Origin of the sequence: Nocardia sp. MH4 (assembly GCF_019266065.1) — a bacterium.
GTDB lineage: Bacteria > Actinomycetota > Actinomycetes > Mycobacteriales > Mycobacteriaceae > Nocardia > Nocardia canadensis.
Genome location: NZ_LPNR01000047.1, coordinates 1 through 25,307, shown reverse-complemented (window position 1 = coordinate 25,307; position 25,307 = coordinate 1). Strand labels below are relative to the sequence as shown.

Below are 25,307 nucleotides of genomic sequence, written 5' to 3'. Positions count from 1 at the left end.
GGGGGGGTATCCGTTCCGGCTGCGCCTGGTCGACCTCACGCCCTGGACGGAGTGATCGCCGTGGCCGACGAGCATCTGCTGGCGGCCCGGCAGCAGACGTTGGTGCTCGCGGTGGTCGAGGCCCTGAACGCCGGCGGCGCCGACGATCTCCACGGGCGGGTTCGCGCGGCGGTGAAGCCGCGGCCGGAGCCGACCGATATCGACGCGGTGCACCGGATCGTGTCGCTGGAGTGGGTCGGCTACACGCCGGGCGAGAAGCCCGCGGTCATCCTGGCGCGGATTCTGGACCGTCTCGAGGAGCTCGCCTCGTAGTGCGGAGGGCAGCCGTCGAGCTGGCCCGGCGGCAGCCGCAAGGTGCGTTGCTGCCGCCGCCGGCGGCTCGGTTACAGCAGGTCGGGAAGTTTGTCGATGAACCACTCCCAGAATCGGGTGGTGGCGTAATGGACGGTGCCGCGCTGTATCCCGTCGATCGCGTTGTCGCCCAGGCGCCGGGCTTGCCCGCGGCTGCGGTCGGGTGGCTCGGCGCGTGGTCGGTCGTGAGGGTGTTCTTGGGGCGGGTGGCCCGCAGGATCGGTCATGGCGCGGGACCGTACGGAGTGGGGGTGCAAACCCTGACGGCGTCGAGATCCGTTCCGTCGCCGAGTGCTTCGGCGGAACGGCGGGGGCGGTGTGTGCGAGCTGTTGTTGTTCACGGATCCAACGGTGATCGACCGATTTTCGACTGTTGCAGTTCGCAGTTCAGCCCTGCTCAGAGTCGGTATTCGGGGGCGGTAGCACGTCGTCGGCCCACTGTTTCAGCCCGCAGTACCGAGGGCTGGGTAGCCGACTCCGGGCCGAATTCGCCTGCTCTGCAACAAGATCAGCGCCGATTCATGTCGGTGGTCGCTGTCATGCTGCATGGCTATGACGGTTCATCGAGTACGTGCACATTTCCGAAACGGGCGCCCCGTGCGGGCCCACGCGCGCCGGTCGCGAGGTTCTTCCTCGCCGTTGGGGCTTCTCGTCATCGGCGGCGCCGCGGTCTTCGGCGTTGTCGCCCTGCTCTCTGGCGGGAACGGTGAGCAGCCTTCCGACGTGCATCCGTCCAGGACGGGCCAGGCAGGGGTCGCGGTGGTGGCTCCCGCTTCATCCGAGCCGGAGCCGCAAGCGCCCGCCGCCGCCAACGACGGTCAGTGCTTCCCGTTCCAGGCCGGGTGTTGAGCGCTGGCACCGTGAGAAGCCCGGCATCGCTCACGCTGTCCAGAGGTCCCGATCATGTCGGACCGGTGCCGTAGCCTCGCCTCGTTCCAGCCCATCCACGAGAGGTGAAGCATGGCCGAGCACGAGCTCAAGTTCCCGGCGACCACGGTGGGAGACCGGGCATCCGAAATCAAGGTCAAGCAGCTCGCGGACGACCCGAACGTCTACGACCTGTGCCTGGCAGAACGCGGCAGCGAAGGCAACCTCATCACGTACAAGACTCGCGACTGACGCTGGCGTCCTTCCCGCTCCTCACTGCATGGCTTCAGTGGTCACCCGAGGAGATCGCCGCCCGCTCTGGCCGCCGATAAGGCCCGCATCTCAGGCGTTTTCGACCGTCAGGCCGTGATAGAGGTCGAGGCCGCGTCGATGCTCTCCCGTCCGCTGGCGGCGAGCTCGGGGACGTACTTGTAAATCGTCGAGCGCGAGACGCCGAGCAACCGGGCGACCGAAGAGACGGTTTCCTCGGGTCGGGTCAGGATCGCGCGGGCTTGGCGGATCTGTTCCTCGGTCATCGCCGGTGGGCGTCCGAGGCGTTGCCCGCGGGCGCGGGCGGCGGCCAGGCCCTCGTTGGTGCCTTGGACGATGAGTTCGCGGATGAACTCGGCCAGGGCGGCGAAGACGTGGAAGACCAGGCGCCCGCCGGGGGTGGTGGTGTCGATAGCTTCGTGCAGTGACCGGAATCCGATGTCGCGCTTGCGGAGTCCGGCGACGATCGAGATCAGGTCCTGTAGCGAGCGGCCGAGTCGATCCAGTGACGGCACGACCAGGGTGTCGCCGGCGCGCATGTACTCGAGGCACTTCCACAGTTCGGCGCGCTCGATGTCCTTGCCCGATTTCTTGTCGGTGAAGATCTTCTGGCATCCGGCCGCGGTGAGCGCGGCGAGCTGGCGGTCGAGCAGCTGGCCGGTGGTCGAGACCCGGCCGTACCCGACGAGAGCTCCCCCGCCGCCGATCGGATCGAGCGCATCCCCGTCGAGGACAAGCGGTTCCGGGATATCGAGTGCGTTCGACTTGGTGGCCATGCCCGGAACTGTACGAGAAAGGGCTGACACGGATTGTTGAACACTCCGACTTTGCAACACGTTTTCTCGACACCGCATCGGCGGAGCCGTCCTGGCGCTTCGGGATCCGGCGCCTGGTGTCGGTAAAACGATCGTTTTTCAACAGTGTCACGCACTGACTCACGACTAGTCGGCAGGCCAGAGTGATGATTGTTTCCAGCCGTCCCACACGCCCATGCGGCCGATCGGCACAGCACGGTTGTCGTGTGGATAGGAGGCGACAAGTTTGGCGAGCATACGGGAGGCTGGGATGCCACTGGCCTGCCGCAAATGCTGGATCAACGTCAGTTGGCCGAATGTCTGCCTCATGTACAGCCTGCCCTGATCGATCTCTGGCAGCCGGCCTTGCTGCGGCAGCTTTGGTGCGAACGCATGTTTTCGGTTGAACAGGCGCCCGTGGTGGGCACAGGTATTGCGAATCACGTTGAGAGCCCGCATCCACGACAGCAGCTGTACTCCGCTCAGCCCGTACCCGGAGGCCAGCTTGTCTCGCACTGAGTCCGGAGCGAAGTCGAACAGATATGCCAACGAACCCCAATCCAAGATCTCGATAGCAACCCACACCGGCAGTGTGCCGCTGTACTTCCACCTGTGGTGGGCGATGAACTCCTCTTTGGAGCGGTCGAGCTCGTTCTGGTAGTCCTCAACCCACTTCTGATACGTGGGTCCGCTCGCGCGAGCGCTCAAGGATGTGGGGTTGAGGTGGGCGCATTCGTCGATCTCGCCGAGCGCGTAGCCCAGTGCGGCACGCAAAGACAGCTCGACAGGAGCGAGCGCATCGAAAGTGGCGGTCCGCAAAGCGCTGTCGAAGGTGTAGAGCGAGATGACCTCGTCGAGCGTGGTGCCGGGATAGAAGTTGTCTTCGCGTCCGCCGCTAGCAGCGCTCTGACGAAACGGATACCAGTAACCACTGAGTCGGTAGTAGTTGCATCGGCGTAGCTGAGAGACTGCTTTGTCGCGATCCCCGACGTCCATGCCGCGGGCTGTCAGGATGGCGAGCTGCTCGTCATAGGTCTTGAAGTCTTTGACTGACTTGGGCACGGACAGTCATTGTGCCCGGCAAAAGGAAGACCGGCCCTGGACCTGCAGAAGCAGGCGGAACCGGTCATAGTGCTTGAAGTATAGCGAATCCGGACCGGTTGTGGGAATCGTGGGGGACCTCAGCAGCCAGATTTGATCATTATGGCTGTTCAAGCGGTATGCGAGTGCATGGGCATGGTGAGTCTGACCGCCGGGTCGGCCCGCTTATCGGCGGCCAGACTCAGACGTACATGTATGACTACATGTGCACTACATGTAAAGGTTCAGCTGGCTTTGCTTGCTTGCTTCGGCCGCAGCAACGTCGACACGGACCCGATGCTGATCCCCATCTCGTCCGCGATCTGGCGATAGGTCGCTCCGGTAGCCCTGAGAGCTTGCGCGTGATCACGCCGGCGGGCGGCGCGGGTTTCATAGTCGGTCCGAGGTTCAGCGATCATGCGGCGAATCGTTCGGTCTGTCGTTCCGAACTGCTCAGCGAGCTCGCGGGCGGTCTTTGCTCGTCGGACCGGGTTCTTTGCAGGCATCGAGTTACACCTCCAGAGCAGCAGCGACGATCGCATCCATATCGTATTTCGTCGCACGGACGCGGTTCGCTTCCCGACGGGCTTCTGTGATGATTTTGCCGCGCCGCGAGAGTTCTTCGCGGCTGGTCTTCAGTCCGCCGCGCCGTCCGCGGATTGCCTGGATCTCGCTGAAGGTGTGGTGGATGTTCCGCCATGTCCAGTTCGCGACGCTGCGCCCCAACTGGTTGACCTCACCGACCAGCATCGGGCCCTTGTTGTAGGCGGGGCCGATCAGGTCGATGTTGCGGTCCCACGCGTAGTCCTGGACGACCTGCAGCCATCGGCCCTGTTGGTCGTAGTCGCCGCGGCGACGGTAGGCCCAGCGCCGAGTGAGATCGAAAAGGTCGATGTTGCGCCCGCTGTCGGTCGTTGCGAGGGCTTTCCGTCGTTCCTTCGTCGTTCTGAATTTCGGCAGGGCGCCGAGTTTGTCGAGAGGACCCGCGAGGTCCTTGAGCCGATAGACCGCGTAGTCGGGGCCCCAGAGCGTGAGGTGGTCGGCGTGCCGGGGGTTCTTGGTCGTGCGGCAGCCGTACGCGACATCTCCGGCGAGAACATCATTGAGGCCAGCTTCAATGCGACCGAGGAGATTCACGGGCGCTCGTCGCGCTGCATCGGTCATGACGACAGGTTGGTCGAGCACATACACGATGTGTCCGCTTCTGGTGAGCGGGTTCAGTGCGACATAGGACGGCTGGGGCAGGCCCGCGTGTGCCACGATGTCGTCCGCCATACCGCCGTCGTGATCTGTTATCACCAGGGATCGGAGAGCTTTCGGGTTCGACTCGATGTAGGGCATGGTCAGCGCCCGCTCTCGAGTAGTGCGGTAGTAGCCACCAGACTTCGCTCGGCCTGCCAGAGGCCGCTGAGGAAGCCAGTGATCCTCGAACGGGAGTGGCGGCGAATCGACGTCGACCCAGTCGACGTCACCTACCTCGGTCTGCATGCCTCGGAAGTCTGCCCTACTTCATCCGAATGATGTAGTAGGACACGCCGACAGGCCTAATCCGGTGGTTGGGCCTCTGCGGCTCTCCGCAGGCGTGTTTTCGGGACTGATGAAGTAGGAAACGCCAGCCAGCCTAATATGGAATCCGGGAAATATGCGTAAATATGCATATGCGCATTGCTGCATGTATCATGGTCTCCATCAGACCCGCAGCTGGTCGGGATTCGTTCCTTCGGAACCGACAACCGACACAGACTGCTCTGGAGGTCATGAACTGGAGCGATCCAGAAGCAGTTGCCGCCGATCCGCCTTCGATGGGATCTGATCGAGCTCCGCCTGGACCACGTCCACGAATGTCTGCACGTTGTGAACTGTTTTTAAGGGAAGGCGATGGAGGTCACCAGCGAGCGGAGTCAGGACGACGCCGGAGGCCCCCGCGGCGAGCGACTCACGGATGTGCCGAGCGCTTCCATCCCAGAGCGAGAACTCCGGCGCCGCAGCATGTAGTGCGCGCACCTGGTCGGTGTCGATCTTCGAGACCTTTCCGCCAAGCGGAGCGATCGCGGCGGCTGTTGACGTGCGCGCGAGTTCCGGTGTCCACACCGACGCCCCGTATGCGGGGTGACTGTAGATGGTGGCCGGCGGCAGCTTGCCGAGCCACTGAAGAACATCCGCGCCAACGAAATCCGGCGTCATAACGGCCATAGGCAGGACACCGCGCTCGCACGCTGCCGTGATGTCCCTCCAGGACCAGGAACAGGCCAAGAGTCGTTCTCGTCCAACGACGTCGAGCCATACATCGAGAACCGCTTCGCGTTCGGCCACGTGGAGTTCGCGCCCGCCGGTCGTCGAGCCATTGATCAGAAACCGCTCGACCCAGCTGCGCGCCGCCGATTCGGCGTAGCGACGCGTCTGCTCGAGATCGATGCCGCCAGTAGCACGCGGGATGTGCAAGGCCGGGACAACAACGGTCCACTCGCTCACTCGATCGCCTTCACTATCAGTTGGGCGGCATCTCCGGCCGCCGTCTCGGCAGTATCGATCCGGAGATCTGGTGCGGTGAGATGTGCTGTTTCGTCCCAAGCCGTAAGCCGGGCTTCCAAGTCGCCAGTATCTCGGGCGACGATGCGTTCGGCCGCCGTATTGCGTGGGCACCACAGCTCGACTACCAGCCAATTCGCCGAAAGCTCGGCGTCGAGCAGGGCCGTCACGCCCTCGGGCTGTCCGAGGTGAACCACAGGGATCAATCCCTCCGAGCGCATTCGTTCAAGCTCAGGCCTGTCGACGACGTACGTCGCGCCGTATCGACGGTTCGCGTAGAGAACTCCGCCGGACGATTCCAGCTCGACGAGATCCTGTATCTCGCCCATGCGGTACCCCGCACTCCGACCGCTGCCGATCTTGAGTCGCCGAAAGAGCTGGGCGCGCGGCTCCAAGGCGGTGAGTGCTGCGGTCACCGTGTCCTTCCCGGAGGCTGGGGGGCCGTAGAGGACGATGCCAGCGCAGCTCACCGGCTGGGCTCCAGCGAACGAAGGAAGTCCTTGATCTGCCCCTGAAGCGGTGGGTCGCTGGGGTTGTTGTGGATCACCGTGTGAGGCCAGGGCGGGGTGAACTCGAGATCGACGTTGCTGATGTAGGCGTCCCAATTCGCGAGCTTCCACGTGTCGCGGGCGGCGCCGCGGCGCTCGACGTAGGACCGCATTGATTCGGCTGAGCAGCGGATCCAGACGACCGACATCTCTACGCCCAGTCCGGCGAGGGCGGCAGAGGTGCGCTCGAACCATGCCGGGGAGTGGAATTCGCGCAGGTAGGGCGCGGTTGCGACCACGCTGACGGCGCATCCGGCATTCTCCATCACGGTTGCTTCGAGGCACTGGTACTCGGCGGGGCGAACGACCTCGAGGTACGTCGGCGACTCCCGGTCCGAGATGGTCGATCCGAGCTGAACCAGCGCGGTATCGACCACGCTGCGGGTGATCGTGTCCTTGTCCAGCATCGCCCAGCCGGTCTCGCGGGCAATGATTCGGCCGGTCTCGGTCTTGCCGGATCCGGCATATCCGCCGACGAACACGACGCGCGGACGACCTGCAATCCGGCCCGCCGGCGCACTGCCGGGCAGGGCGACGACTCGGCCAGAGCGGGCCCGGCTCACGATCAGCCCTTCGGCCAGCAGGGTGTCCATGGCCTTGTTCACGGTGCCGACGCCGACGCCCCACTGGTCCGCGAGAACGCGGCTGGTGGGCATCTTGTCTCCCGGCCGGAGCCGCCCGGACTCGATGTCGTTCCGCAGCTCGCGGGCGATCTGTGCCGATCGCGGATCGTTGCTGCTGATCTGTTCAGTCATGACGTCTGGTCCCCATCATCAGTGGCGAAATCGCAGGTAGACGGTATCAGTTTGGACCGTCAAAGCAGCCCGTGACCTCTGCAGCTGCGCATTTCCTGGGAAATTCTCGTGGAACCTCTGGACTCTGAACGGTTCAATTGGTACTTTGTGAACAGTTCAGATTGTGACCACAATCTCCATTGGGAGGGTTCAGTGAGAAAGCCACTGCTTCTGTTGATGGCAGTTCTGGCGCTCTACGCGCTGGCTGTTGCCTGGAACGGCGCGATTCAGCTGCTGCTGCTCGCGGCGTTCATCTGGGTGCTTGTGAAGTTCAACCGGGTGTTCAAGCGCCACGGAGTGCGGCGATGATCGGCCCCGTCGTCAAGACCGACGACGCGGTCATGAGGGCCGGGTCGCGGGCGTACGCCTCGCTGCCGCAGCCGGTACAGGCCGTGCTGCTGCTCGTGGCGCTGCTGGTCGGCATGGTCGGCTGCTCGATCGCCTGGGTCGATCAGCAGTCCTACGTGCCGTCGCCGAACATCTGCCGGGCGCATGAGGTGCAGCGCACCGATTGCCAGCACGTGCAGCGTGTGACGCCGACGCCGGCGGGAGCGCAGCGATGACCCCGCAGACCCGCGTGCAGCTGGCCGATCTGGCCGAGGACATGCACACCGCCGCCGTCGAGGTCGGAGACGTGACCGAGGCGGGTGGCGCCCGACAGTTCATCGCGCAGCGCGCGATCCGCGCCGACGATCTGCGGCGCTACGCCTACGGCCAGGTGCCGGAAATCGAGTGGGAGTTCGACCGATGAGCAGCAACCGCATTCGCCTGACCCCGATTGAGGGCAGCGCCCCGGAGCGGGAGGTCTACATCGGTTGGGACCGCGGCCTCCAGACCTACTTCGCCCAGGTCTTCGACGGTGTCGATTCGACCGGCGAGGACGTGATCAGCCTGGATCTGGGCAACGAGCCCGGCGAGCTCGCCACGGCCGCCGACGCCGTCGAGGCCGTCCGCGCTTACGCCGAAATCCCGGAGGATCTGGCCTCCAGCCTCGCCGACCAGCAGGCCGGGCCGGGCGCGCTGGAGCCGTCGCCGTTCCTGCCGCCGCCGAGCTGGGACGGGTTCGACCGATGACCCGCGCGGCCCGGCGTCCGGTCAGCAGGCACACCTCGCGTGTGCCTGCGCGGCCCGAAGCGCCGAATCCGGCTGAGGCTCAGAGCATCCCGACGCCGATCACGGAGCTGCCGCACCTGGCCGAGGCCGCGCGTCGGCTCGGTCAGACCGGCCGCGTGATCCGGGTGGATGCGCCGAAACCGCAGACCGTCCGGACGCCGGGCCGCCGCGTCGGCCAGTGGCTGATGTCCGGAGAGCAGCTGAAAACACCGACACCACAACCGTTTACGCCCGCCGAGATCGCCGAGATCGAGCGCGGAGACATCTGGGAAGGAGGGTTCGACCGATGATCTGGAACCGCAGCAACGCCGCCGTGAAGCCCGGCGACCAGGCCGCCGAGATCGCCCGTCTGCGTGAGGCCCTGGCCGATCGGGACCGGCAGATCGCGGAAATGGGCCGCCAGATCGATGACCTGCTCGACCGCGAGAGCATGCACGTCTACGACCCCGACATGGAGCGGCTGACCACGGCGGCCGCGATCGAGCGCCAGGGCGCCGCCCGTGTCCGGCGTAGCCCGGCGCAGGCCTGCCCGGCCGGGCGCCCGGACCTCAAGGTCATCGCCAACGTCTCGGAGCTCACGATCACCGCCCCGCGGATCGATCAGGGCGAGTGGATGGGGTTCGACCGATGAACAAAGGGAATCTGCCGAACCCGAAGGACCTGATGACGTTCCGCGCGGCGGGCGAACTGCTCGGCGTGACGCACACCTCCATCCGCCGCTGGATCACCGAGGGGCACCTCAGCGAGTACCGAATCGCCAACAGTCCGCGGGTGAATCGGCACGAGGTGCTGAACCTGATCGTGCTGGTACGCCCCTCACAGGCGGTGACGCGATGAGCAGCATCAGGTTGAGCCCGCGCGACATGTGGGCGCTGCAGTGGGTCGCTGAGATGTACGCGGTGCCGATGTCGGTGCTCGCGGCCCTGCTCGGGACCAGCGAGCAGAACGCCTACCGGGTGGCGTCGCGGTGGAAGGCAGCCGGGATGCTGCCGAGCAAGAAGACGTACCGGCCGATTCCGGGATCGCAGTGGGTCGTGCCCAGCAGCGACGTCGCGACCTCGCTGCTGGGGTTCCACTGCTCGGCTTGGGTGCCCGGCCCGAAGAACGCGAACCATCTCGTGCGCACTGCTCAGGTGCGGATCGCGCTGGCGGGCAACAAGCCCGGCGAGGAGGACTCCTGGATCAGCGAGCGGGTGCTGCGGCACTCGACCCGCCCGGAGTCCTTCGGTGGGGCGCGCCCGCACCTTCACGACGGCCATTTCACCGATGACCTGGGCCGACTGCACGCGATCGAGGTCGAGCTGACCCGCAAGGGCAGCGCCGACGCCAAGGCGAAGGTTCGCGCCGCCTACGACGCTGCCAAGAAGGCCGGCGCCGCCTCGCTCATCTACTACGCCGCGAATCCCGATGTCGCGACCCGCGTCATCACCGCCGGGAAGGCCGTTCTTCGGCCGCCGACCGGCGACGACCCCGATTTCCGCGTCACTCAGCTGGACGAGCTGATCGACATCAAGACCGAAACCAACCGGCCCCGTGGGCTTTTCGCTGCTGGAGGTGCAGCATGAACGACTACCTGAGGGCCCCTGCTTCGTGCACGCCGATGATCACCCCGAAGGACTGCGCGCCGTACGCGCCGACTCCGGTCGCCTCGCCGTCGCCCGCTCCGACCGAGCCGGTCGGCCAGGTCCCCAACGTCGACCCGTCGGCCCCGCCGATTCCCGGCGCGGATTCCCCGCTGGTCTCGTGGGTCGAGGACATCCACCTGCCGGACCCGTCCGGGATCACCGCGGAGGGCGTGCTCGACGGCCTGGCCGTGGCTGGTGTGCTCGGCGGCTCGGTCGCCGCGGTCACCGCGGCCGCAGTGGCGAGCTCGTGGCTGTGGACCTGGACCCCGATCCGGCTGCGGAACTTCGCGATCGGCAGCTGCGTGCTGCCGGGCTCGGCGATGCTGATCGACGGCTGGACTGCCGTCCGTGACGATATCGCCCTGGCCTGCGCCGAGGTCGCGGGTGGAATGCCCGTCCAGGGCGCGGCGACGGCGGCCGTGGCGACGGTGCCGGTCGGGTGGGCCGCTGCGGCGTTCCTGTCGGCGAAGTACTTTGACCAGCGCGATACCCGCGGTTTCAAGTCGCCGGCGCGCACCGATCGGGCGATGTGGGCGCGTCGTCGCCGGGAGATGGCGGCCGCGACCCGGATGTCGGCGACCGCGCTGCCGATGTGCGCCGGGACCGTGAGCCCGGATCCGGTGATCGGGCGTACCGCGAGCATGTCGAGCACCGCCCCGGCCCGCTCGGTCGCTGGTCGACTCTCCGGCCGTCACGAGAGCCTGTTCCGCATCACGTGGCTCGCGATGCGCGAGCACTTCGTCGCCATCGGCAACCCGGGCTCGGGCAAGACCACGATGATGGTCCGCGCGATCCTCAGCTTCTGGGCTGCGGGGTGGCGCCGTCATCAGCAGTGGTGGCGCGCTGACCAGGCCGGTCGTCCGCTGGCGGTCATCATCGACGTCAAGGGCGCGCGCGATGCCCGCCGCACCGCCGCGACTGTGCGGGATGCGTTTGTGGCGATGGGCGGCGACCCGGCCCGGTTCGCGTCCTGGCCCGACGAGATGGAGCTGAGCTTCTTCGGCGGCAAGCTGCCCGCCGATCTCAAGGACCCCGAGGCGCTCAAGGAACGCGAGAAGCGCGCCCGCGAGCTGTCCTCGCGGTTCGAGGGCCTGCTCGGTGCGGGCATGACGACCGAGGGCATGGACCCGGCCGAGGCCTACTACCTCAACATGCGCAAGGCCGTGCTGCACCTGGTCGTCGACGCGCCGAACCCCGATCTGGACCTGGAGGCCGGGCAGGACCCGCCCGCCAGCTTCTTCGAGTACCTGGCCCGGATGGACCGCGCCGAGCTCGTGCGGCGCTGGGCGTCTTACCCCGACGAGATCGCCGCGATCGTCGCGGTCACCTCGTCGGAGAAGAACCCGATCCTGATGGCCGAGCGCACCGCGATGCTCAACATCAGCCGTGAGCTGGGCGAATCGTTCGACGGCACCGCGGAACTGACCGACTACGACATCGTCTACTGCTGCCTGGAGGGCATCACCAGCCCGCTGCTGGCCAAGGCCCAGTTCGGTGCGCTCGTGAGCATGCTGACCATGCTCGCCGGACGCGATCACGGCCGCACGATCCAGCTTTTCTGCGACGAGTTCGCCCAGGTCTGCGGCGACTCGGGCGCGGCCCGGATCGTCGAGCTTCTGCGCAGCGCCGGAGTCGGCTCGGCGTGGTTCTCGCAGTCCTGGATGGGCTTGGGCGCCAACGACGACCAGCGACACCGGCTCGTCGACTCCTGCTCCGGCGGCATCCTCGCGATGCGCGCCAACAACGCCGGCGCCCTGGCCGAGAAGATCGGCACCCGCCGCACCGCCGCGTTCTCGCGCAAGGTCGTCGGCGGCGGCCAGCTAGGCGACGAGGGCAACGTCCAGTCCGACGACTCGTTCATCGTCTCCCCGGCGGTGCTCGCGGACTTCGGTCCCGGCGACATCGTCCACGTCCGCGGCGGCAAGGCCCGGTTCGGCCACGTCTCCCCGCTCGATATCTCGGCTCTGCGCCCGCTCCCGGGCCTGGCCAAGTCCACCACTTCCCCGGCCGTTCCGGCCGCCGTCAAGAAAGCAGTCGCGTAATGAGTATCGACCCGAACGAAAGCCGCGAGGAGTTCGTCCTCGCCCGCTACGACGCCGAATTCGCCGCCGACAAGGGCATTGCCGACGCGCTGGCCGCTCTCCCGAGCCCGATCACGCCGACCGCGCCCAAGGCTGTGACCTGGGTGAAGCCCACGATCGGGCACGCGGATTCGCTGCGTGACCGGGCGCGGGTGTGGGCGCCGGCGATCGCGTCGACGGTGATCGTGGCCGCGCTGCTCGTCGGCCCGGTCGACGTGCCGATGACCGGCCCGCTGATCGCCTACGCGCTGGCCTGGCTGGCGTTCGGCTGGTGGACCGCCGCCGGTCGGCCCGGCCCGCGCGATACCGCGCTTCTGCTGGTGCGCGCGGCGATTGCCACGGGTCGCGGGATCGCGATCGCCGCGGTCGCGGTGGTCGGGTTCCTGCGCCGCACGCTGCGGCTGATGGGCCGGGCACTGCGCCGCATCCGCCGCGTCCGTGTCCGTCGTCCCGGTCTGGCGGGTGCCTGAGATGTACGACGACCACCAGGCGCACGTGCACGAGTACGACGAGCTCCAGGGAGCCCTACTGGACGCGGAGATCCGGGACCAGATCGACCAGGCCCGCGCCCAGGCCCGCGAGCTGCTCAGCGAGTGGTACCGGCTGATGACCCTGGACAACACCCCGCTGGAGTTCGTCGGCGACGCCACCGAGGACCAGCCGTATTGGCCGGACTACAGCGCCGAGCTCGCCGCGGTCGAGCAGAAGCTCACCGCCCACATGAGCGAGAACCGCATCGCCCTGGCCGATCAGCCGATCTGGGAGGAGTGGTTCGACCCCGACGAGGGGCGCCGACCGCCCCGAATCGCGCCGGTGTCGGCCCCGAGCCTGCACGACGATCCCCCGTTCTGAACCAACCAGTCATCCATCAACAGGAGGAAAATCCCATGAACCGCAACGACATTCGCCCCGCCGCGATCGGCATCGCCGCTGGTGTGGCCACCCTGGCCGGTCTGATCGCGTGGGCCGAATTCGAGCCACATCGCGAGCTGGCCTACCGCCTGGCCCGGCGTCGGCTCACCGCCGCCGAGCGGGCCGAGCTCGACCGCATCGCCGCCGAGCAGCGCGCCGAGCAGGCCGAGCGTGCCCGCTTCTTCGAAAAGCAGGACGCCGAGCAGGCCGCCCGCCGCGCCGAGGACCTGGCCGGGTTCGAGCCCAAGCTGTTGGTCGCGTCCCGCACGGTGGCCACCCCCGACGAGCTGAGCCTTGAGGAGCTCGTCGCCGAGATCGTCCATTCCGAAGCGCAGTACCGCAGCAGCAGCGATTGGATCCGCGATCCGCGCGCCGGCGACCACGCGCTGGCGCTGCGCACGGAATGGCAGCGCCGCGACAGCGGTATGCAGCGCTACACCCGGACCAGGGTCGAGCAGCTGCGCTACGACCTGGCCCGCAACACGATCAAGGCCGCGTCGAACGCTCCCTGGTCGCCGCCGTTGGCCGACCTCATGTCCGAGCTCGCCGCCGATCGCGAGGTCCAGCCGTGAGCGACACCTCCGCGATCGACAAGCGCGCCCGCGGCCTGCTCGCCCAGCTCGTGCAGCTGCACACCGCCGCGAACGACCCGGTCACCGGCGGTGACGGCCCGAGTCTGGGCCCGCAGATCGCCGCGGTGGAGACCACGCTCGCCGACTACCTGCGCGAGCACCGGGAGGTGCTGGGCCGCCTGGACCACTGGCGCGGCCACTACGAGGAGCTCGACCATCCCCAGCTCAAGCCGTTCTGAATCCGATTTCCATTTCCGATAAAGGAGTACCGATGTCCGACCACACCGATCCCGCCGCCATCCACGAGACCGCCAACCACCTGGAGGAGACCTACGCGAACCTGCTGTGCCCCGAGGAGGGCTACCCGGCGGCCCCGATGGACGAGGTCAACGCCGCCGAGCAGGCGTTCTACGCCCACATCCGGGAGCACCGAGACGTGCTGGGCACGAACGAGTTCTGGGACTCGGCCTATCGGAACCTCGATCGCCACGACTTGTCCAAGACCCCCGAGGGCGTCCGGACCTGGGCCACTCGCCTGCAGTCCGAGGCCAGCGAGCTGTACGCGTCGCTGTCCTCGCCGATGGAACCGGCAACGCGGACCTCGATCTTCCAAAAGGCCGCCGCGATCGACGGCGAGCTCGATTTCTACGTCGAGCAGCACCGCGAGGTCTTCGAGCAGGACCCCGTGTGGGCCGACCGCTTCGCCCCTTCTGCCCCTGACCTGAGCCGATAAGCACCCGAAGGAGATTCCGATGTCCAACCAGCAGCCCAGCGTCGAAGACGAGATCACCCGAGAGGCCGCGCAGTTCGGCCGCGCCGCCCTGGCGGTGGTGCAGGCCTACCAGCAGCGTCATCCCGGAAAGCGTCTGCCGCGCAGCGTGCAGCGCCAGGCGCACCGTGCGTTCCGCGGTGAGATGAAGGCCCAGCAGGAGCGGGTCAAGATCGAGCGCGGACAGGTCCAGCTCGACATCACCGAGCAGGTCAAGATGCATGCGGCCGCGGCGATCTCGGCGCGCCGCAATCCGGCGTCGACGCCGGAGGGGTGGGCCGAGCAGCAGTGGCAGCTCGACCAGCGGCGGATGCAGCTGGAGATCGCGATCCAGACCGCGCCGCACCTGAGCCGGGAGGAGCGCGGCCAGGCCGTCACCGCGTTGGTGGCCAGCCACTACGCCGACAACCCCAAGGTCAAGCAGCCGCCCGTTTTCGGGGGCAAACTCGCCGGGATCAAGGCGCTGCGTGCCCGCCTGTCCGATCGGCTCAGCCAGGCCAAGCTCTCCCTCGCCGAGCAGCTGGACCCGAGTCGGGGCAAGGGCCAGCCGCAGCCCGGCCGCCGGATGCCGGCGACCACGGTGAAGCTGCCGGTGCATCCGTACTGGCAGCGCTCGCAGGGCGATATCGACGCCCAGTCGCACCGGATCGAGCAGCAGCAGCGCCGTCTCGCCGAGCAGGCCCAGCGAGAGATGCGGGTGATCGCCGAGCGCGACCAGCTGCGCGTCGAGCGTGAGCAGCTGCTCGCCGAGCGCACCCAGCTGCAGAACCAGATCGGCTCGATGGGCGAACAGCTCGGTGAGGCGGCCCGCCAGCACCGCGGCCTGGCCGAGGATCTCGCCCAGCGCGGCGAGGAGCTGACCGCGGCGCACCAGCAGATCGGCCAGGCGATCGCGCAGCGCGACGAGGCCGTGCGGAAGGTGGCGGCGATGACGCCGCCCGCCGATCGGCTGGGCAGCCCGGAGCGCCAGGCCGCCGCGGCGAAGCCGCAGGCTCCGCAGGCCGAGCGGGATCCGCAGAAGCCGGTGACGCTGGAGGAACTCGACCAGCTCGACGGCATCCTGCGAAACCTCGGAGTGCCCGAGGATCTGCGCACGCGCGTCACTGGCGAGCAGGTGCGCGAGAAGATCCGCATGCGCGACGAGGCGCCGACTGTGACCACCCCGGAGTCTCCGGAAGCGGTGAGCGTGGCCGAGTCCTCGCGCACCCCCGAGGCGCCGGAAGGCCCGAAGGTCGAGGCCACGCCCGAAGCTCCCGAAGCTCCCGAAGCTCCCGAAGCTCCCGAAGCTCCCGAAGCTCCCGAAGCGCCGGAGACTCCGGAGGCGCCGAAGGCCGCGAGCGCGCCCAAGGCGGCGGCATCGAAGCGCACCGGGTCGCGCTCGCGCAAGAGCCCCGCGGCTCCGACCGCTCCGGAGAAGGACTTGGTGGGCGCGGTCGCCGGCGCCGCGACCGGCGGCCGCACGAACGGCTCGACGCGTCGGATCAACGGCTCGCGCAAGGTCGTCGGCACTCCGGCCGCCCCGGATATCCCGCTGCCGCCCGAGCCCCCGACCGGGTTCGAGCCGCCCGAATTCGACCGGTAGCCGACCGATCGCTATCGCCGCCAGTGATCCGCTCCGAGCCGTAGCCGCCGGAGTCTGCGGCCCGGAGCGGATCACTCCAGATCGACCAGCAACCGCGGGCGCGCGACGCGCCCGCACTCGCACAGGAGGTTCCACACGATGAATGCGACACCGAGCGACACCGCTGCGACACAGGGCGACACCGCTGCGACAGCTGCTGTCGCATCGGTGCTCGACGGCCCGGAGCGTGCGACAGCGGCCCCGGCCGATGCGACAGAGGTGTCGCATCCGCGGATGGACATCACCGAGATCACTGCTCTGCTAATGACGCTCGTCATCGGCGGCGGAGCGTTCGCCTGGTCGTTCGCGGCCCTTTCCGATCTATCGGTAATGGCCGGGATCACGCCGAAACTGGCCTGGGTCGGCCCGGTTTTCGTCGACGGAGCGATCGTGCAGAGCACCGTCGCGCTGGTCTCGCTCCAGCGCCGCCGCAAAGCCGGCATCGAGATTCCGGCGGCGACGATGCGGTTCTTCTGGGGCCAGCTCGCCCTGGCCGAGCTGATCAGCATCGCCGGAAACGGCCTGCACGCTGCGGAATCAGGCGCGCGAGTCCTCCCGACGCTCATCGCGGCCTGCGTGGCGGGCGCCGCCCCGCTGGCGGGCCTGGCCGCCACGCACGGACTGACCGCACTGCTGGAGGTCCCCCGGACCGCCCCCGAGCCGATCGCCGAGGACGAAACCCTTACGACAACATTCGATAAAGCATCGAAATCTATCGCCGATATATCTGCGACAGTGGGTGTCGCTGTCGCATCCGGGAGCGACACCGATGCGACACCGTGCGACACCGGTGTCGCACAGTGCGACAGCGGTGCGACACCGGCTGTCGCAGGGGGCGACACCGACGCGACAGCCTCGCGCGACGAACTGATCCTCGCGCTGCTGGACGCGGGCAAATCGGCCCGCGAGATCGCCGTCGAGATCGGCGTGCACCACAGCACTGTCGCACGCCACATCAAGCGTTTGCGCCCGCCGGCGGAAGAGCCCGCCGCACAGACTCTCCGGCTGATCGCCGGAGCCAACTGATAACCAAGGAGTTACTGCCATGACCGCTATGACCGATCTGGACTTCATCAACGCCAACCTGATGGGCAGCGACGCCCGCAGCGCGTTCGGCTCGGGCGCCAAGCCCGGCGACCAGCTGACCGGCGAGATCGTCTCCGTCGAGCGGCGTCACCGCCGTCACCGCGAGACCGGTGAGCTGCTGTACTGGGTGAACAGGAAGCCGACCCCGGCCGAGTCCGGCCAGCCGGTCTACGACTCGGTGCTGCTGGTGCAGACCGACCAGGCCGTCGACGAGGACGACGACGGCATGCGCGCGCTCTACCTGGACCGCGACGTCCAGAAGGCCTTCCGCGCCGCGGTGCAGGCCTCCGGAGCGGGCGGGATCGAGCTGGGCGGCCAGATCGTCGGCCTGCTCTACGTCGGCCCCGATCCCAAGATCAAGGGCGCCCGCGAGTACCAGGCGAAGGGCTACCAGCCCCCCGCCGCATAACCCCAGCTCAGACCTACAAAAGACCCCCGATCGGCTGCTCGCCGGTCGGGGGTCTTTGCGTGCGCTCTGCCCTGTAACCGTTCGTTTGCCCGCTCCCTCCATCGGTGAGGTCAGGAACCGGGCCGGTCGGGTCAAGGGTGGCCTTGGCCATCGGCTTGCCGACGCGACGAAGGAGCGCCCTTGATGCGGCCGGGACGGGGCCGCACAATGCCACGCCGAGGGAGCGGGCCGCAGGCCTTCGGCCGGCGTCTGTTCGAGGCTGGGCCGATCAAGATCGGCCCAGGTCAGAGGGGTGATCGTTCGCGCTGTTGATGGTGAAGCGGTCGAGAAGAAGTCAAGAATAAAGATCATGATCGCTGCGCGATCCTCATTCTCACCAAATACATACCCTGAGCTGCGGTTTTGTGGTGGTCCCCTCCCACCCACCCACCTTGGAGATCAAATACACACTGCGTGCGCATTTGATCTCCAAGGTGGGTGGGTGGGAGGGGAGTTGGGTGGGTGGGTGAGGGTATGTATTTGGTGAGAATGAGAAAAGAAAAAAGATTGTGTGGGTTGCGTTGGGTGGGTATCGGTGGGTTGGGTAGGTGGTTGCGTTGGTAGACGTTCCGTCGCCTTCGGCGCCGCTTCCAGGGGTTGATTCATGGTGTCTGCGCTGCGGTCTACAGAGTTCGCGGCTCGGTAGCTGAGCAGGTTCGTAGAGCGTGTGACGTCGGGTGCGTGGTGCGCTGGCTCGCGTGTCAGCGGATGCCGAGCAGCGCGGCCGCGGCCGGGTAGCGGGTATCGCGAGCTGCGCTCGCGCGGGTCCTCGCGGGGCGTGGTGTCTGTCCCTCTCGGCGTGGCCTGATCTGAGGGCTACCAGGCCCGCAACCACTGTCAAGCGGGTGTCAAAAACTTTCGGCGCCACCGATCCGAGCTCGCTCCTGATGGAATCGGCGGCGCCGAAACTTTTTGCCAAAGCGCCCGCTTGACAGTGGCCGCGAGCCTGGTCGATAGCCCTCAGGCCACACCGAGAGGGACAGACACCACATAGCCAGGCCATCGCTCAGCACCGGAGATCGCGCCCGAGGGCGCGGAAGAGCATCCCGCTCGCCGCGGGGGCAGGCCGCCCAAAAGGGTGGGCAAGGCAAAGACCAGATAGTCGGTCTGCCGCGGCCACAAGCAGGCGGCCCCGTCGACCAGCTGGCGCCGCACAGCAGCCCGGCCGCCGGAGGGGCACGGGGCATCGGCGACGGTGCGCGGGTCTACCGCGGCTCTACAGATCGGCGCAGAGTGGACGGTGTGGGTTCGCGTCGGCGGACCGGCCGTCGTTGTGCCGCGTGTGGTGCGGCACTTCCCCGCGAGTCCGGTCCGCGCCGCCGCTACTGCGGCAACCGGTGCGCAGCTCGCGCCTACCGACACCGTGCTGCCGAACGTCGACGCGAGCAGAACCGCCGTGAGCTCATGAGCGTGATGGCCACGACCTACCGACTCCAGGACGCCGGCGAACTCCCCGAGGGCTGGGTGCCCGAGTCGGTCACCTGCCAGGTGTGCGGGGTGTTCCTGTGGCCCGGCGTCGACCGACGCGCCGATGCCCGCTACTGCTCGCAGGCCTGCAGATCCAAGGCTTATCGCCGCCGCCACCATGACGAACAGCCGTAGCGTTCGGCGCGATCTGCTACGGCTGCGCGTCACCTCGAGGTGGTGCGCCGGGTGGCGGTCAGCGTTCGATACCGCGGTCGCGGCGGCGCGGAGATCGCGGTGGCAGGCGTACCTCGGTGCTCGGCGCAGGCGCTCCGGACGACTTCTGTCGTGCGGCATGCCGCCGGCGTTCCTCCGGAGTCGCGCGCTGGGAGGCGACAGCGGCCGCGACCGCGCGCGCGTCGTCGATGCGGGCACGGTGCATCGCGGCGCCGAAGGCGGTCATCGTTTCGTTCCGGATCTCGAGCAGCGCCAGGCGCCGATCCCGGTCCAGTTCAGCGTGCACGACATCGTGATTGAGGCGGCCGAGCTGGCGTTCGATCGCGTCGAGTTCCGCCATGTTCGGGGTGTTGTCGCGCAGCAGTTCGAGGTAGGACCGGTACCGATCTTCGTAGCTGAGTTCCTGCACGGAGCCCTCCCCTGCTCGCCTGACTGCTCGGAATCTCCGAGCGTACGAAGTGCTCGATTCCGGTGAGCAAGATATGGCAAAAGGTGTCCCTTTTGCCGCTCGCGGGAGCGAGCAGGTCGGCGCGGGAGCCCGACCTTTGATCCATCGGATCGACTCTGCGAGCCGTCTTCCCCGCAGCGCACCGAATGGTGGAAGAGGTGTGCCGGGGCGCATGTGCGCTCCGGACAGCACTCAGGCCGGGTCGCGTCGGCGACCCGGCCTGGAGAGTGCGAGGTGTTCAGTCGGGTTTCGGCATGGTCCCGTCCGGGCCCGGCCGAGGAACGCCCGCGGCGTCGAGGTAGGCCGTGATGGCCGCGTCGACGGTGTCGGTCAGTACGCCGCCCTGCTCGACCAGCCACGCCAGCCGGGTAGTCGTTTCTGCGCGCAGCTGCGTGCTGAACGGACGTTTGTCGCCGCGCTTCTTCATTGGGATCGCGACAGTCGGCGCGGCCGGGGCCGGATCCGTCGACGGTTGCGTCGCTGCGGGCACGGCCGCGGGCGTGGTCGCGCTGGCCGCTTCCCGCGCGGCGTCGGCAGCGTCCCGCTCGGCCTGGAGCCGGGCGGCTTCCTCGCGGCGGGCGGCACGTGACGGCGGGCGGCTGCTTTCGAGCGGGAGGCCTGCGGCTTTCGCGGCGTTCATGATGCGTTGATCCTCTCGTCGAGTCGGCGGGCGGCGTCCTTGTAGGCGACCGCGGCGCTGGAGGTGGGGGCGTGGACGTGGACCGGTACTTTCAGGCCCTTGGCTTCCACCACACGGATGGTGTGGGGGATCTCGCCCAGATAGGCCCCGCCGTTGTCCCACTCGCCCCAGTCGCGCAGCAGGAGGTCGCGCACGTTGCGCGCGGCGACTGGCTGGCCGTCGAAGTCGGTCAGCAGCACGTACCGGATATCGAGGTCGGCGTTGAACGTTTCCTGTGCGTCGCCGACCGAGTTGCCCAGCTCGATCAGACCGTCGACCTCATCGAAGCCGACCTGGAGGACCGCGAGCACGTCATCGGCTGCGGCGAGCGCGGCCGCGGTCAGCTCGCCGAGTGCTGGCGGGCAGTCCAGCAGCACGTAGTCATAGCCCTCGAGTTCGTCGAGCTGGCGCGCGAGGCGCAGCTGCCCGCCCGATCCGAGGCCGCTGCGTTCGTGCTTGCGCATGGCCAGGTGCGCCGGAGCGACATCCACGCCGAACGCGGTCGACCGGATGACCTCGACGAGCGGGACGCGCATCTCGCGGTCCGGGTGCAGCACTTCGTACATGGTCGCGTCGTCGGCGCCGAGTGTGACGCCCAGGCCCTTGGTCGTGTGCGCCTGCTGGTCCATGTCGATCAGCAGGACTTTGCGGCCGAGGGCGGCCAGCTGCGCACCGAGGTTGATCGTGGTGGTCGTCTTACCGACGCCACCTTTCTGCAGCGCGATGGCGATGGCACGGCTCATCCCAGATCCTCCAGCGCGGCAAGGATCTCGCCCTTCGCTACGTCGATCGCGTCTTTGGCTTCCGCGATCTGCCGCAGTGCGGTGCGGCGGGCGTCGCCGGCGCGGGGGGTCAGCGCGCTGCCCACCGGTGCCCAATCCGAATTCAGCCAGTCGCGGGCGGAGGAAAGTTCGTTGCGGGAGCGGTCGAGATCGCGCAGCGCGGAGCGGAAGATCTCCGAACGAGAAGGAAGAGTCATACCACCATCGTACTCGCATACATTCAAAATGTCTGTTGAATGTATACAAATTACATGTACTGAACATGTGCCTTACATGTATGCTTTGAGCTGCGGCTATCCGCCGTGGACACGATGGCCGGAGGGGTCGATATGGGCAGGCGAAAGAGCGCGAGCGAGCTGGCAGGCGAGCTGGCCGGGATGGGCGAGGAGATCCGGCAGCGCGCCGTTGACGAGGCTCGCGAGGGCGTAGCCCGGGAGATCCGGGACCAGTTCGCCGGTGGGCCGAAGGTCAGTCGCCGGATCTACGGTGGCCGGAGTCCGGCCGCGTGCATCGAGGAGACTCTCGATCACATGAAGTCCGAGGGTCAGCCGCCGATGCCGCCCGAGCTCGCGGCTGTGGCCGAGCAGATCGAGCAGGACGGCGTGCCGACAGCGTTCACCGCGGGAATCCAGTTCGCCGCGCGGTGCATGGAAGACCTCGAGTTCGAGTTCTGACGCGATACATGTACGGCGCATGCTCATCGCATGTGTCGTACATGTATATCCTGAGCAGGCCATTTATCGCCGACCTGGCCGTTTGTCAGGACTTGGCGCGCCGCCGACCATCTTTCGCGCGCGGCTGTACGACCTGGCGCTTCGTCTTGTTCGCGCGCACGATCTCGGCGCTGCTCCGATCGCTGTAGCGCACCCTGATCGTCGGCGGGAGATAGGCAACGTCGAGGAACTCGCGGAGAGTCTGAGCGAAATCGGGGCGGAGCAGATTCCGATAGGTCGTCAGGAGCTGCAGGGCGGCCTCGTCGGGCTCGCTGGTCTGGTATTTGTCGAGCTCGGCCCACACGTTCGTGTACGGACGCGTCGCGGCTGCCAGGGTGGGCAGCACTGGCTCGCCTGTCACCCAATCGACCCCTGACGCCTTGGTCATGTAGATGCGGCGGCGCCGTTCTCGCTCGACTTCGGCCGCGGAGCGGTGGTGGGGAGTGCTCTCCTTGGCCCGCTCATCGTCCTGATGCTTGGCAATGAGCGCGAGCAGTTCAGCGATGGGCACCGCGCCGGGCGTGTCCTTGGGCTCGGCAGTGTGATTGGTGACGGCGTTCTCGATGGCTTCGCGCAACCAGGCCCCGGTCGTCATTCCCTGCTCGGCCGCGATCGCGCGCGCCTGGTTGAGGACCTCGGTGGGCAGCCGCACGCTGTAGCCGGACATCGGCGAGGTGATGGGCTCGCCAGGCTGTGCCTGTGCGATCTCGTCAGCCGTGCTGTGGGTCTCGTAGTACTCGCGGGCTGCGTCGGAGTCGGCTTTGGTTGTGTTGCTCATGGCTATTGGCCCTTTCGCTGATCGAAGGCCTTTCGTTCTTTCGCGTCCATGTCGCGAGCGGTGTCGACGGTCGTTCGCCCATCTGGGCCTTCGCGGGTGACGACCAGCAGGTATCGGCCGGCGTAGGTTCGGCCGTACACCAAGGTTGAGTTGTTGCGGCCGGGAGTGGTGATGTTGGGCTTGCCGACCGCCTCTTCCACCTCCATCGGCGTGACGTTGTGGCGCGCGATGTGCGCTTCAGACGCGTCGCTCCAAAGGAACTCGAACACACTCCAGCGTATCACGCGCGTAATACGGCCCTGAGCTGGGCGGGTGGTCGGAGTCTGGGGCTCGTTGTCGGCCCCACTGTGCAGATCTGGATACATGGGCGCGCACCGTAGATGAGAGGGGTGCACCGGGATGCCCGACGCGGGCCGCGCCTCTCGTTGATCCACGCTCGGGCGCGTACATGTAGGCGCGCATGTCAGCTACATGTACGTCCTGAGCGGGCACGATGCTAGGCAGCGAACCGCTCGATCGGTTCGCCGGTGATCGCTTCGGCCAGGGCGCAGCCGAGGACTTCGGCCGCTGGCGGCGTGACCGCGTTGCCGTAGCCCGCGGCCTGCGTGCGCTTGTCGCCGATCGGCTTGTAGGTGGCGCGGAAGGCCATCCCGGCGCGGATCTCGTCGGGTTCGAGCATGCGGAAGGTGCATTCGTCGAGCAGTCGGGCGGGGTCGACTCCGAGCAGGCCGTGCCGGTCGCGGGTGGTGAGGGTGGGCATCGGCTCGTCGACCGGGCGGGCGACGCCGGTGCGGTAGTAGGGGACGAGCAGGCCTTCACGCGCCTGGTCGGCGCCGGGCGGGGACACAAGCCCGTGGTGGAAGCCGGAGGCGGAGAAGGTCGCCAGCGGCTGGTCGACGCCGTAGACGAGCTTCTTGCTCCCGCCGCCGCGCAGCGAGGTCAGGAACGGCGGGATCGCCAGGCCGAGCTCGCGGCGGGTGGTCTGGGTCGGCATCGGCGCCGCGGCGCTGCGGGCGTGCTGGGTGGAGCGCTTGCTGGTCTGCACCAGCATCGGCGGCAGCACCAGGGCGTCGGTCTCGCGGGTGGTGCGGGTGGGCATCGGCTCGGTCAGCGGCGTCGCCGCGGTGCGCCAGGTCCCGCCCGCCGGGCTGAGCATCGGCTCGCCCGAGTACTTTTCGAGGCCGATCCGGATCCGGTCGAGCGTCGCGGCGGCCAGGGGCTTGGGGCGCTCGCCGATCTTCTGGCCGGGGTCGAGGTTCCAGTCGATCGCGGTCGCGGCCGGGGTGGTGAACGGCTCGACGACCGCGTTGCGGCAGGAGATCCTCGGGCAGCGGTAGACGTATTGGCCGGACCGGCCGTAGCGGCCCATCTCCACCCCGGGCTGCTTCCAGGACTGGACGGCGTCGACGACCTGGTCGCAATCGGGGCAGTAGGCGCGCGGGCGCAGCCACTTGTCCAGGTCGGGGCGTCGGCCCAGGGACTTCAGCCAGTACATGACGTAGAGCCGGTCACGCGATTGCGGCGCCGTGCTGCACACCCGCGGCATCGCGTGCATCGAGTTCAGGGCGATGACGGCGACCTCGTAGCCGGGCCCGATCTCCTCGATCGAGCGGCGCCATTCGTCCCAGCGGTCCCAGCGGCGGCACTGGATGACGTTCTCCATCACCCCGCCGAGCACCGGGGTGCCGCGCCCGGCCATCGTGCGCAGGTACCGCGGGATCTGCTCGATCAGCGCGCGCGAGCGCGCCTCGGTGGGGTCCTCGATCTGGATGCCGAGCTCGGTGTCCTCGATGAGGGTGTACTGGTTGGACTGGTCGAAGTACCTCTTCTTGCCCTTGGCGTCGGTCCAGGCCGGGCAGGCCGGCGAGGCCCAGAACAGCTCGGTGTAGGGCAGCTTCGCCAGGTCGAGCGCGGTGACATCGCCTGGCGGAAGGTGCTCGGCGTGCGGGAAGTTCAGTTCGTGGACCTGGACGCAGACCGGGTTGTGGTTTCCCGCCAGTGCGGTGGAGACGCCGGGCACGGCGTCGAATCCTTCGGTGTCGCCGCCCCATCCGGCAAAGAAGACCGTGCTGCGCAGGCTCATAGCTACTCCCCGTAAGTGAAGTTTGTTCGCGAACTTTGTTCGCGTTCATTCACGGTAAGGGTGCCATCGATCGCGTGTCAACAAAGTTCGCGAACAGAGTTGCTATGGTGGGCGGTATGACGGATTCCATCGATCACGGCGCCGCCATCCGCGCGGCCCGTGCCGACTACGACCAGGCGCGGCAGAAGCTGTTCGACGCGATCCGTGCCGCCCTGGCCGACGAGGTCGGGCCGAGTTCGATCGGTCGCGACTCCGGATTCACGCGTGAGTACATCGCCAAGATCCGCGACGGCAAGGGGCCGAAGGGCGCCTGACTGCACTTTTGCATGTACACATACATGTGGATTACATGCATGTTCTGAGCTGCGGTGACGGTCAATGTTCGCAGTCGTTGTGGGCGGGCGGGACGTAGACGACCGCGCCGCAGGCGAGGCAGGTGTGCGCGCGGTGGTGTCCACCGATGCGGCGGCACGGCATCGCGGTGACGAACGCGCGCCCGGCGCCGAGCCGGTGACCGCGCGGGCAGAACCGCGGCGAGGGCTCGGTCCAGACCCCGACCCGCAGGTAGGGGCGCATGGATTCGCACATATGTTCGACTATAGTCGGGCTATGGAGGTTGGCGATTTAGTCCGGATCGGAACGAGGGGCGTCCAGCAGTTCCGCGTGCTCGAGGTCGACGACATCGGCGCGCGCATCGAGCCGACCTTGGACGCGCCGGGGGGG

The 25,307-nt window shown here is 67.6% G+C and carries 38 protein-coding genes; 22 read left to right on the top strand and 16 right to left on the bottom strand.

Translation table 11 applies throughout. The annotated features are described in order from the left end of the window. The coding region (locus ATM97_RS02870) for a hypothetical protein (RefSeq protein WP_218716356.1) at window positions 1-312 on the top strand (312 nt) is incomplete at its 5' end. A gap of 71 nt (window positions 313-383) precedes the next feature. On the opposite strand, the gene ATM97_RS02865 is transcribed toward ATM97_RS02870, so the two are convergent. Next, window positions 384-578 carry a hypothetical protein gene (locus ATM97_RS02865; protein ID WP_218716355.1) on the bottom strand — a complete coding sequence of 65 codons (195 nt, stop codon included), beginning with the start codon at window positions 576-578 and terminating at the stop codon, window positions 384-386. 733 nt (window positions 579-1,311) lie between these two features. Between ATM97_RS02865 and ATM97_RS02860 the strand changes: the two genes are divergently transcribed. Continuing rightward, a complete protein-coding gene (locus ATM97_RS02860; RefSeq protein ID WP_218716354.1) occupies window positions 1,312-1,470 on the top strand; it encodes a hypothetical protein in 159 nt (52 codons plus the stop codon). Window positions 1,471-1,577: 107 nt separating this feature from the next. On the opposite strand, the gene ATM97_RS02855 is transcribed toward ATM97_RS02860, so the two are convergent. The 7 genes from ATM97_RS02855 to ATM97_RS02825 all read right to left on the bottom strand — a co-directional run bounded on the left by ATM97_RS02855 (window position 1,578) and on the right by ATM97_RS02825 (window position 7,194). Continuing rightward, the gene (locus tag ATM97_RS02855) at window positions 1,578-2,264 is read right to left on the bottom strand and encodes a recombinase family protein (RefSeq protein WP_218716353.1); all 687 of its coding nucleotides are present in this window, start codon (window positions 2,262-2,264) and stop codon (window positions 1,578-1,580) included. Window positions 2,265-2,429: 165 nt separating this feature from the next. Next, window positions 2,430-3,344 carry an Abi family protein gene (locus ATM97_RS02850; RefSeq protein ID WP_308248351.1) on the bottom strand — a complete coding sequence of 305 codons (915 nt, stop codon included), beginning with the start codon at window positions 3,342-3,344 and terminating at the stop codon, window positions 2,430-2,432. Between the two features lie 263 nt (window positions 3,345-3,607). Next, window positions 3,608-3,868 carry a replication protein RepB gene (locus ATM97_RS02845; RefSeq protein ID WP_218716352.1) on the bottom strand — a complete coding sequence of 87 codons (261 nt, stop codon included), beginning with the start codon at window positions 3,866-3,868 and terminating at the stop codon, window positions 3,608-3,610. 4 nt (window positions 3,869-3,872) lie between these two features. Beyond that, window positions 3,873-4,850: a replication initiation protein gene (locus tag ATM97_RS02840; protein WP_218716351.1), complete on the bottom strand. Its 978-nt coding sequence runs from the start codon at window positions 4,848-4,850 to the stop codon at window positions 3,873-3,875. Window positions 4,851-5,117: 267 nt separating this feature from the next. Continuing rightward, window positions 5,118-5,834 (bottom strand): hypothetical protein, encoded by a 717-nt coding sequence (locus tag ATM97_RS02835; protein WP_218716350.1) that lies wholly within the window; start codon window positions 5,832-5,834, stop codon window positions 5,118-5,120. After that, window positions 5,831-6,307: a kinase gene (locus ATM97_RS02830; RefSeq protein ID WP_308248350.1), complete on the bottom strand. Its 477-nt coding sequence runs from the start codon at window positions 6,305-6,307 to the stop codon at window positions 5,831-5,833. Before ATM97_RS02830 ends, ATM97_RS02835 begins: the two co-directional genes overlap by 4 nt. Window positions 6,308-6,357: 50 nt before the next feature. Further along, on the bottom strand, window positions 6,358-7,194 hold the full coding sequence (locus ATM97_RS02825) for a GntR family transcriptional regulator (protein ID WP_218716348.1): 837 nt from the start codon (window positions 7,192-7,194) through the stop codon (window positions 6,358-6,360). A gap of 216 nt (window positions 7,195-7,410) precedes the next feature. Here ATM97_RS02825 and ATM97_RS34180 point away from each other — a divergent pair, with 216 nt between their 5' ends. From ATM97_RS34180 to ATM97_RS02740, 18 genes are all read left to right on the top strand, one after another. Then, window positions 7,411-7,542 (top strand): hypothetical protein, encoded by a 132-nt coding sequence (locus ATM97_RS34180; protein ID WP_255586809.1) that lies wholly within the window; start codon window positions 7,411-7,413, stop codon window positions 7,540-7,542. Beyond that, window positions 7,539-7,796 (top strand): hypothetical protein, encoded by a 258-nt coding sequence (locus tag ATM97_RS02820; RefSeq protein ID WP_218716347.1) that lies wholly within the window; start codon window positions 7,539-7,541, stop codon window positions 7,794-7,796. Before ATM97_RS34180 ends, ATM97_RS02820 begins: the two co-directional genes overlap by 4 nt. After that, the gene (locus ATM97_RS02815; RefSeq protein WP_218716346.1) at window positions 7,793-7,984 is read left to right on the top strand and encodes a hypothetical protein; all 192 of its coding nucleotides are present in this window, start codon (window positions 7,793-7,795) and stop codon (window positions 7,982-7,984) included. The genes ATM97_RS02820 and ATM97_RS02815 overlap by 4 nt, the downstream gene beginning before the upstream one ends. Further along, the gene (locus ATM97_RS02810; protein WP_218716345.1) at window positions 7,981-8,307 is read left to right on the top strand and encodes a hypothetical protein; all 327 of its coding nucleotides are present in this window, start codon (window positions 7,981-7,983) and stop codon (window positions 8,305-8,307) included. The genes ATM97_RS02815 and ATM97_RS02810 overlap by 4 nt, the downstream gene beginning before the upstream one ends. Further along, on the top strand, window positions 8,304-8,636 hold the full coding sequence (locus tag ATM97_RS02805; RefSeq protein WP_218716344.1) for a hypothetical protein: 333 nt from the start codon (window positions 8,304-8,306) through the stop codon (window positions 8,634-8,636). The genes ATM97_RS02810 and ATM97_RS02805 overlap by 4 nt, the downstream gene beginning before the upstream one ends. Then, entirely contained in the window at window positions 8,633-8,977 is a 345-nt protein-coding gene (locus ATM97_RS02800; RefSeq protein WP_218716343.1) for a hypothetical protein, read from the top strand. The genes ATM97_RS02805 and ATM97_RS02800 overlap by 4 nt, the downstream gene beginning before the upstream one ends. Then, entirely contained in the window at window positions 8,974-9,183 is a 210-nt protein-coding gene (locus tag ATM97_RS02795) for a helix-turn-helix domain-containing protein (protein ID WP_218716342.1), read from the top strand. The genes ATM97_RS02800 and ATM97_RS02795 overlap by 4 nt, the downstream gene beginning before the upstream one ends. Beyond that, entirely contained in the window at window positions 9,180-9,911 is a 732-nt protein-coding gene (locus ATM97_RS02790) for a hypothetical protein (protein ID WP_218716341.1), read from the top strand. The genes ATM97_RS02795 and ATM97_RS02790 overlap by 4 nt, the downstream gene beginning before the upstream one ends. Next, the gene (locus tag ATM97_RS02785) at window positions 9,908-12,013 is read left to right on the top strand and encodes a type IV secretory system conjugative DNA transfer family protein (RefSeq protein ID WP_218716340.1); all 2,106 of its coding nucleotides are present in this window, start codon (window positions 9,908-9,910) and stop codon (window positions 12,011-12,013) included. Before ATM97_RS02790 ends, ATM97_RS02785 begins: the two co-directional genes overlap by 4 nt. Then, on the top strand, window positions 12,013-12,522 hold the full coding sequence (locus ATM97_RS02780) for a hypothetical protein (protein WP_218716339.1): 510 nt from the start codon (window positions 12,013-12,015) through the stop codon (window positions 12,520-12,522). Before ATM97_RS02785 ends, ATM97_RS02780 begins: the two co-directional genes overlap by 1 nt. 1 nt (window position 12,523) lies before the next feature. Further along, window positions 12,524-12,904 carry a hypothetical protein gene (locus ATM97_RS02775; RefSeq protein ID WP_218716338.1) on the top strand — a complete coding sequence of 127 codons (381 nt, stop codon included), beginning with the start codon at window positions 12,524-12,526 and terminating at the stop codon, window positions 12,902-12,904. 35 nt (window positions 12,905-12,939) lie between these two features. After that, complete coding sequence (locus ATM97_RS02770; RefSeq protein WP_218716337.1) at window positions 12,940-13,536, top strand: hypothetical protein; 597 nt, start codon at window positions 12,940-12,942, stop codon at window positions 13,534-13,536. Further along, a complete protein-coding gene (locus tag ATM97_RS02765) occupies window positions 13,533-13,775 on the top strand; it encodes a hypothetical protein (RefSeq protein WP_218716336.1) in 243 nt (80 codons plus the stop codon). Before ATM97_RS02770 ends, ATM97_RS02765 begins: the two co-directional genes overlap by 4 nt. A 32-nt stretch (window positions 13,776-13,807) precedes the next feature. Continuing rightward, window positions 13,808-14,269, top strand: a complete 462-nt coding sequence (locus ATM97_RS02760) for a hypothetical protein (protein ID WP_218716335.1) — start codon at window positions 13,808-13,810, stop codon at window positions 14,267-14,269. A gap of 19 nt (window positions 14,270-14,288) precedes the next feature. After that, a complete protein-coding gene (locus ATM97_RS02755; RefSeq protein ID WP_218716334.1) occupies window positions 14,289-15,887 on the top strand; it encodes a hypothetical protein in 1,599 nt (532 codons plus the stop codon). Window positions 15,888-16,160: 273 nt separating this feature from the next. Beyond that, window positions 16,161-16,952 carry a DUF2637 domain-containing protein gene (locus ATM97_RS02750; RefSeq protein ID WP_218716333.1) on the top strand — a complete coding sequence of 264 codons (792 nt, stop codon included), beginning with the start codon at window positions 16,161-16,163 and terminating at the stop codon, window positions 16,950-16,952. A 19-nt stretch (window positions 16,953-16,971) separates the two neighbouring features. After that, complete coding sequence (locus ATM97_RS02745; RefSeq protein WP_218716332.1) at window positions 16,972-17,421, top strand: hypothetical protein; 450 nt, start codon at window positions 16,972-16,974, stop codon at window positions 17,419-17,421. A 1,443-nt stretch (window positions 17,422-18,864) separates the two neighbouring features. Continuing rightward, window positions 18,865-19,062 carry a hypothetical protein gene (locus ATM97_RS02740; protein WP_218716331.1) on the top strand — a complete coding sequence of 66 codons (198 nt, stop codon included), beginning with the start codon at window positions 18,865-18,867 and terminating at the stop codon, window positions 19,060-19,062. Window positions 19,063-19,120: 58 nt separating this feature from the next. Here ATM97_RS02740 and ATM97_RS02735 read toward each other — a convergent pair whose 3' ends face one another. The 4 genes from ATM97_RS02735 to ATM97_RS02720 all read right to left on the bottom strand — a co-directional run bounded on the left by ATM97_RS02735 (window position 19,121) and on the right by ATM97_RS02720 (window position 21,207). After that, window positions 19,121-19,510 (bottom strand): hypothetical protein, encoded by a 390-nt coding sequence (locus ATM97_RS02735; protein ID WP_218716330.1) that lies wholly within the window; start codon window positions 19,508-19,510, stop codon window positions 19,121-19,123. A 277-nt stretch (window positions 19,511-19,787) separates the two neighbouring features. Continuing rightward, entirely contained in the window at window positions 19,788-20,189 is a 402-nt protein-coding gene (locus tag ATM97_RS02730) for a hypothetical protein (protein WP_218716329.1), read from the bottom strand. Then, complete coding sequence (locus tag ATM97_RS02725; protein WP_218716328.1) at window positions 20,186-20,971, bottom strand: ParA family protein; 786 nt, start codon at window positions 20,969-20,971, stop codon at window positions 20,186-20,188. The genes ATM97_RS02730 and ATM97_RS02725 overlap by 4 nt, the downstream gene beginning before the upstream one ends. Then, window positions 20,968-21,207: a hypothetical protein gene (locus tag ATM97_RS02720; RefSeq protein ID WP_218716327.1), complete on the bottom strand. Its 240-nt coding sequence runs from the start codon at window positions 21,205-21,207 to the stop codon at window positions 20,968-20,970. Before ATM97_RS02720 ends, ATM97_RS02725 begins: the two co-directional genes overlap by 4 nt. A gap of 132 nt (window positions 21,208-21,339) precedes the next feature. Between ATM97_RS02720 and ATM97_RS02715 the strand changes: the two genes are divergently transcribed. Further along, window positions 21,340-21,684: a hypothetical protein gene (locus ATM97_RS02715; protein ID WP_218716326.1), complete on the top strand. Its 345-nt coding sequence runs from the start codon at window positions 21,340-21,342 to the stop codon at window positions 21,682-21,684. A gap of 85 nt (window positions 21,685-21,769) precedes the next feature. Here ATM97_RS02715 and ATM97_RS02710 read toward each other — a convergent pair whose 3' ends face one another. The 3 genes from ATM97_RS02710 to ATM97_RS02700 form a co-directional block, all read right to left on the bottom strand. Beyond that, window positions 21,770-22,501 carry a hypothetical protein gene (locus ATM97_RS02710; RefSeq protein WP_218716325.1) on the bottom strand — a complete coding sequence of 244 codons (732 nt, stop codon included), beginning with the start codon at window positions 22,499-22,501 and terminating at the stop codon, window positions 21,770-21,772. A 2-nt stretch (window positions 22,502-22,503) separates the two neighbouring features. Further along, the gene (locus ATM97_RS02705; protein ID WP_218716324.1) at window positions 22,504-22,866 is read right to left on the bottom strand and encodes a hypothetical protein; all 363 of its coding nucleotides are present in this window, start codon (window positions 22,864-22,866) and stop codon (window positions 22,504-22,506) included. A gap of 131 nt (window positions 22,867-22,997) precedes the next feature. Further along, a complete protein-coding gene (locus ATM97_RS02700) occupies window positions 22,998-24,584 on the bottom strand; it encodes a DNA methyltransferase (protein ID WP_218716323.1) in 1,587 nt (528 codons plus the stop codon). Window positions 24,585-24,700: 116 nt separating this feature from the next. Between ATM97_RS02700 and ATM97_RS02695 the strand changes: the two genes are divergently transcribed. After that, on the top strand, window positions 24,701-24,898 hold the full coding sequence (locus ATM97_RS02695) for a hypothetical protein (protein WP_255586804.1): 198 nt from the start codon (window positions 24,701-24,703) through the stop codon (window positions 24,896-24,898). A gap of 61 nt (window positions 24,899-24,959) precedes the next feature. Here the strand turns inward: ATM97_RS02695 and ATM97_RS02690 are convergent, their stop codons facing one another. Further along, a complete protein-coding gene (locus ATM97_RS02690; protein WP_218716321.1) occupies window positions 24,960-25,172 on the bottom strand; it encodes a hypothetical protein in 213 nt (70 codons plus the stop codon). Between the last annotated feature and the right edge of the window lie 135 nt (window positions 25,173-25,307).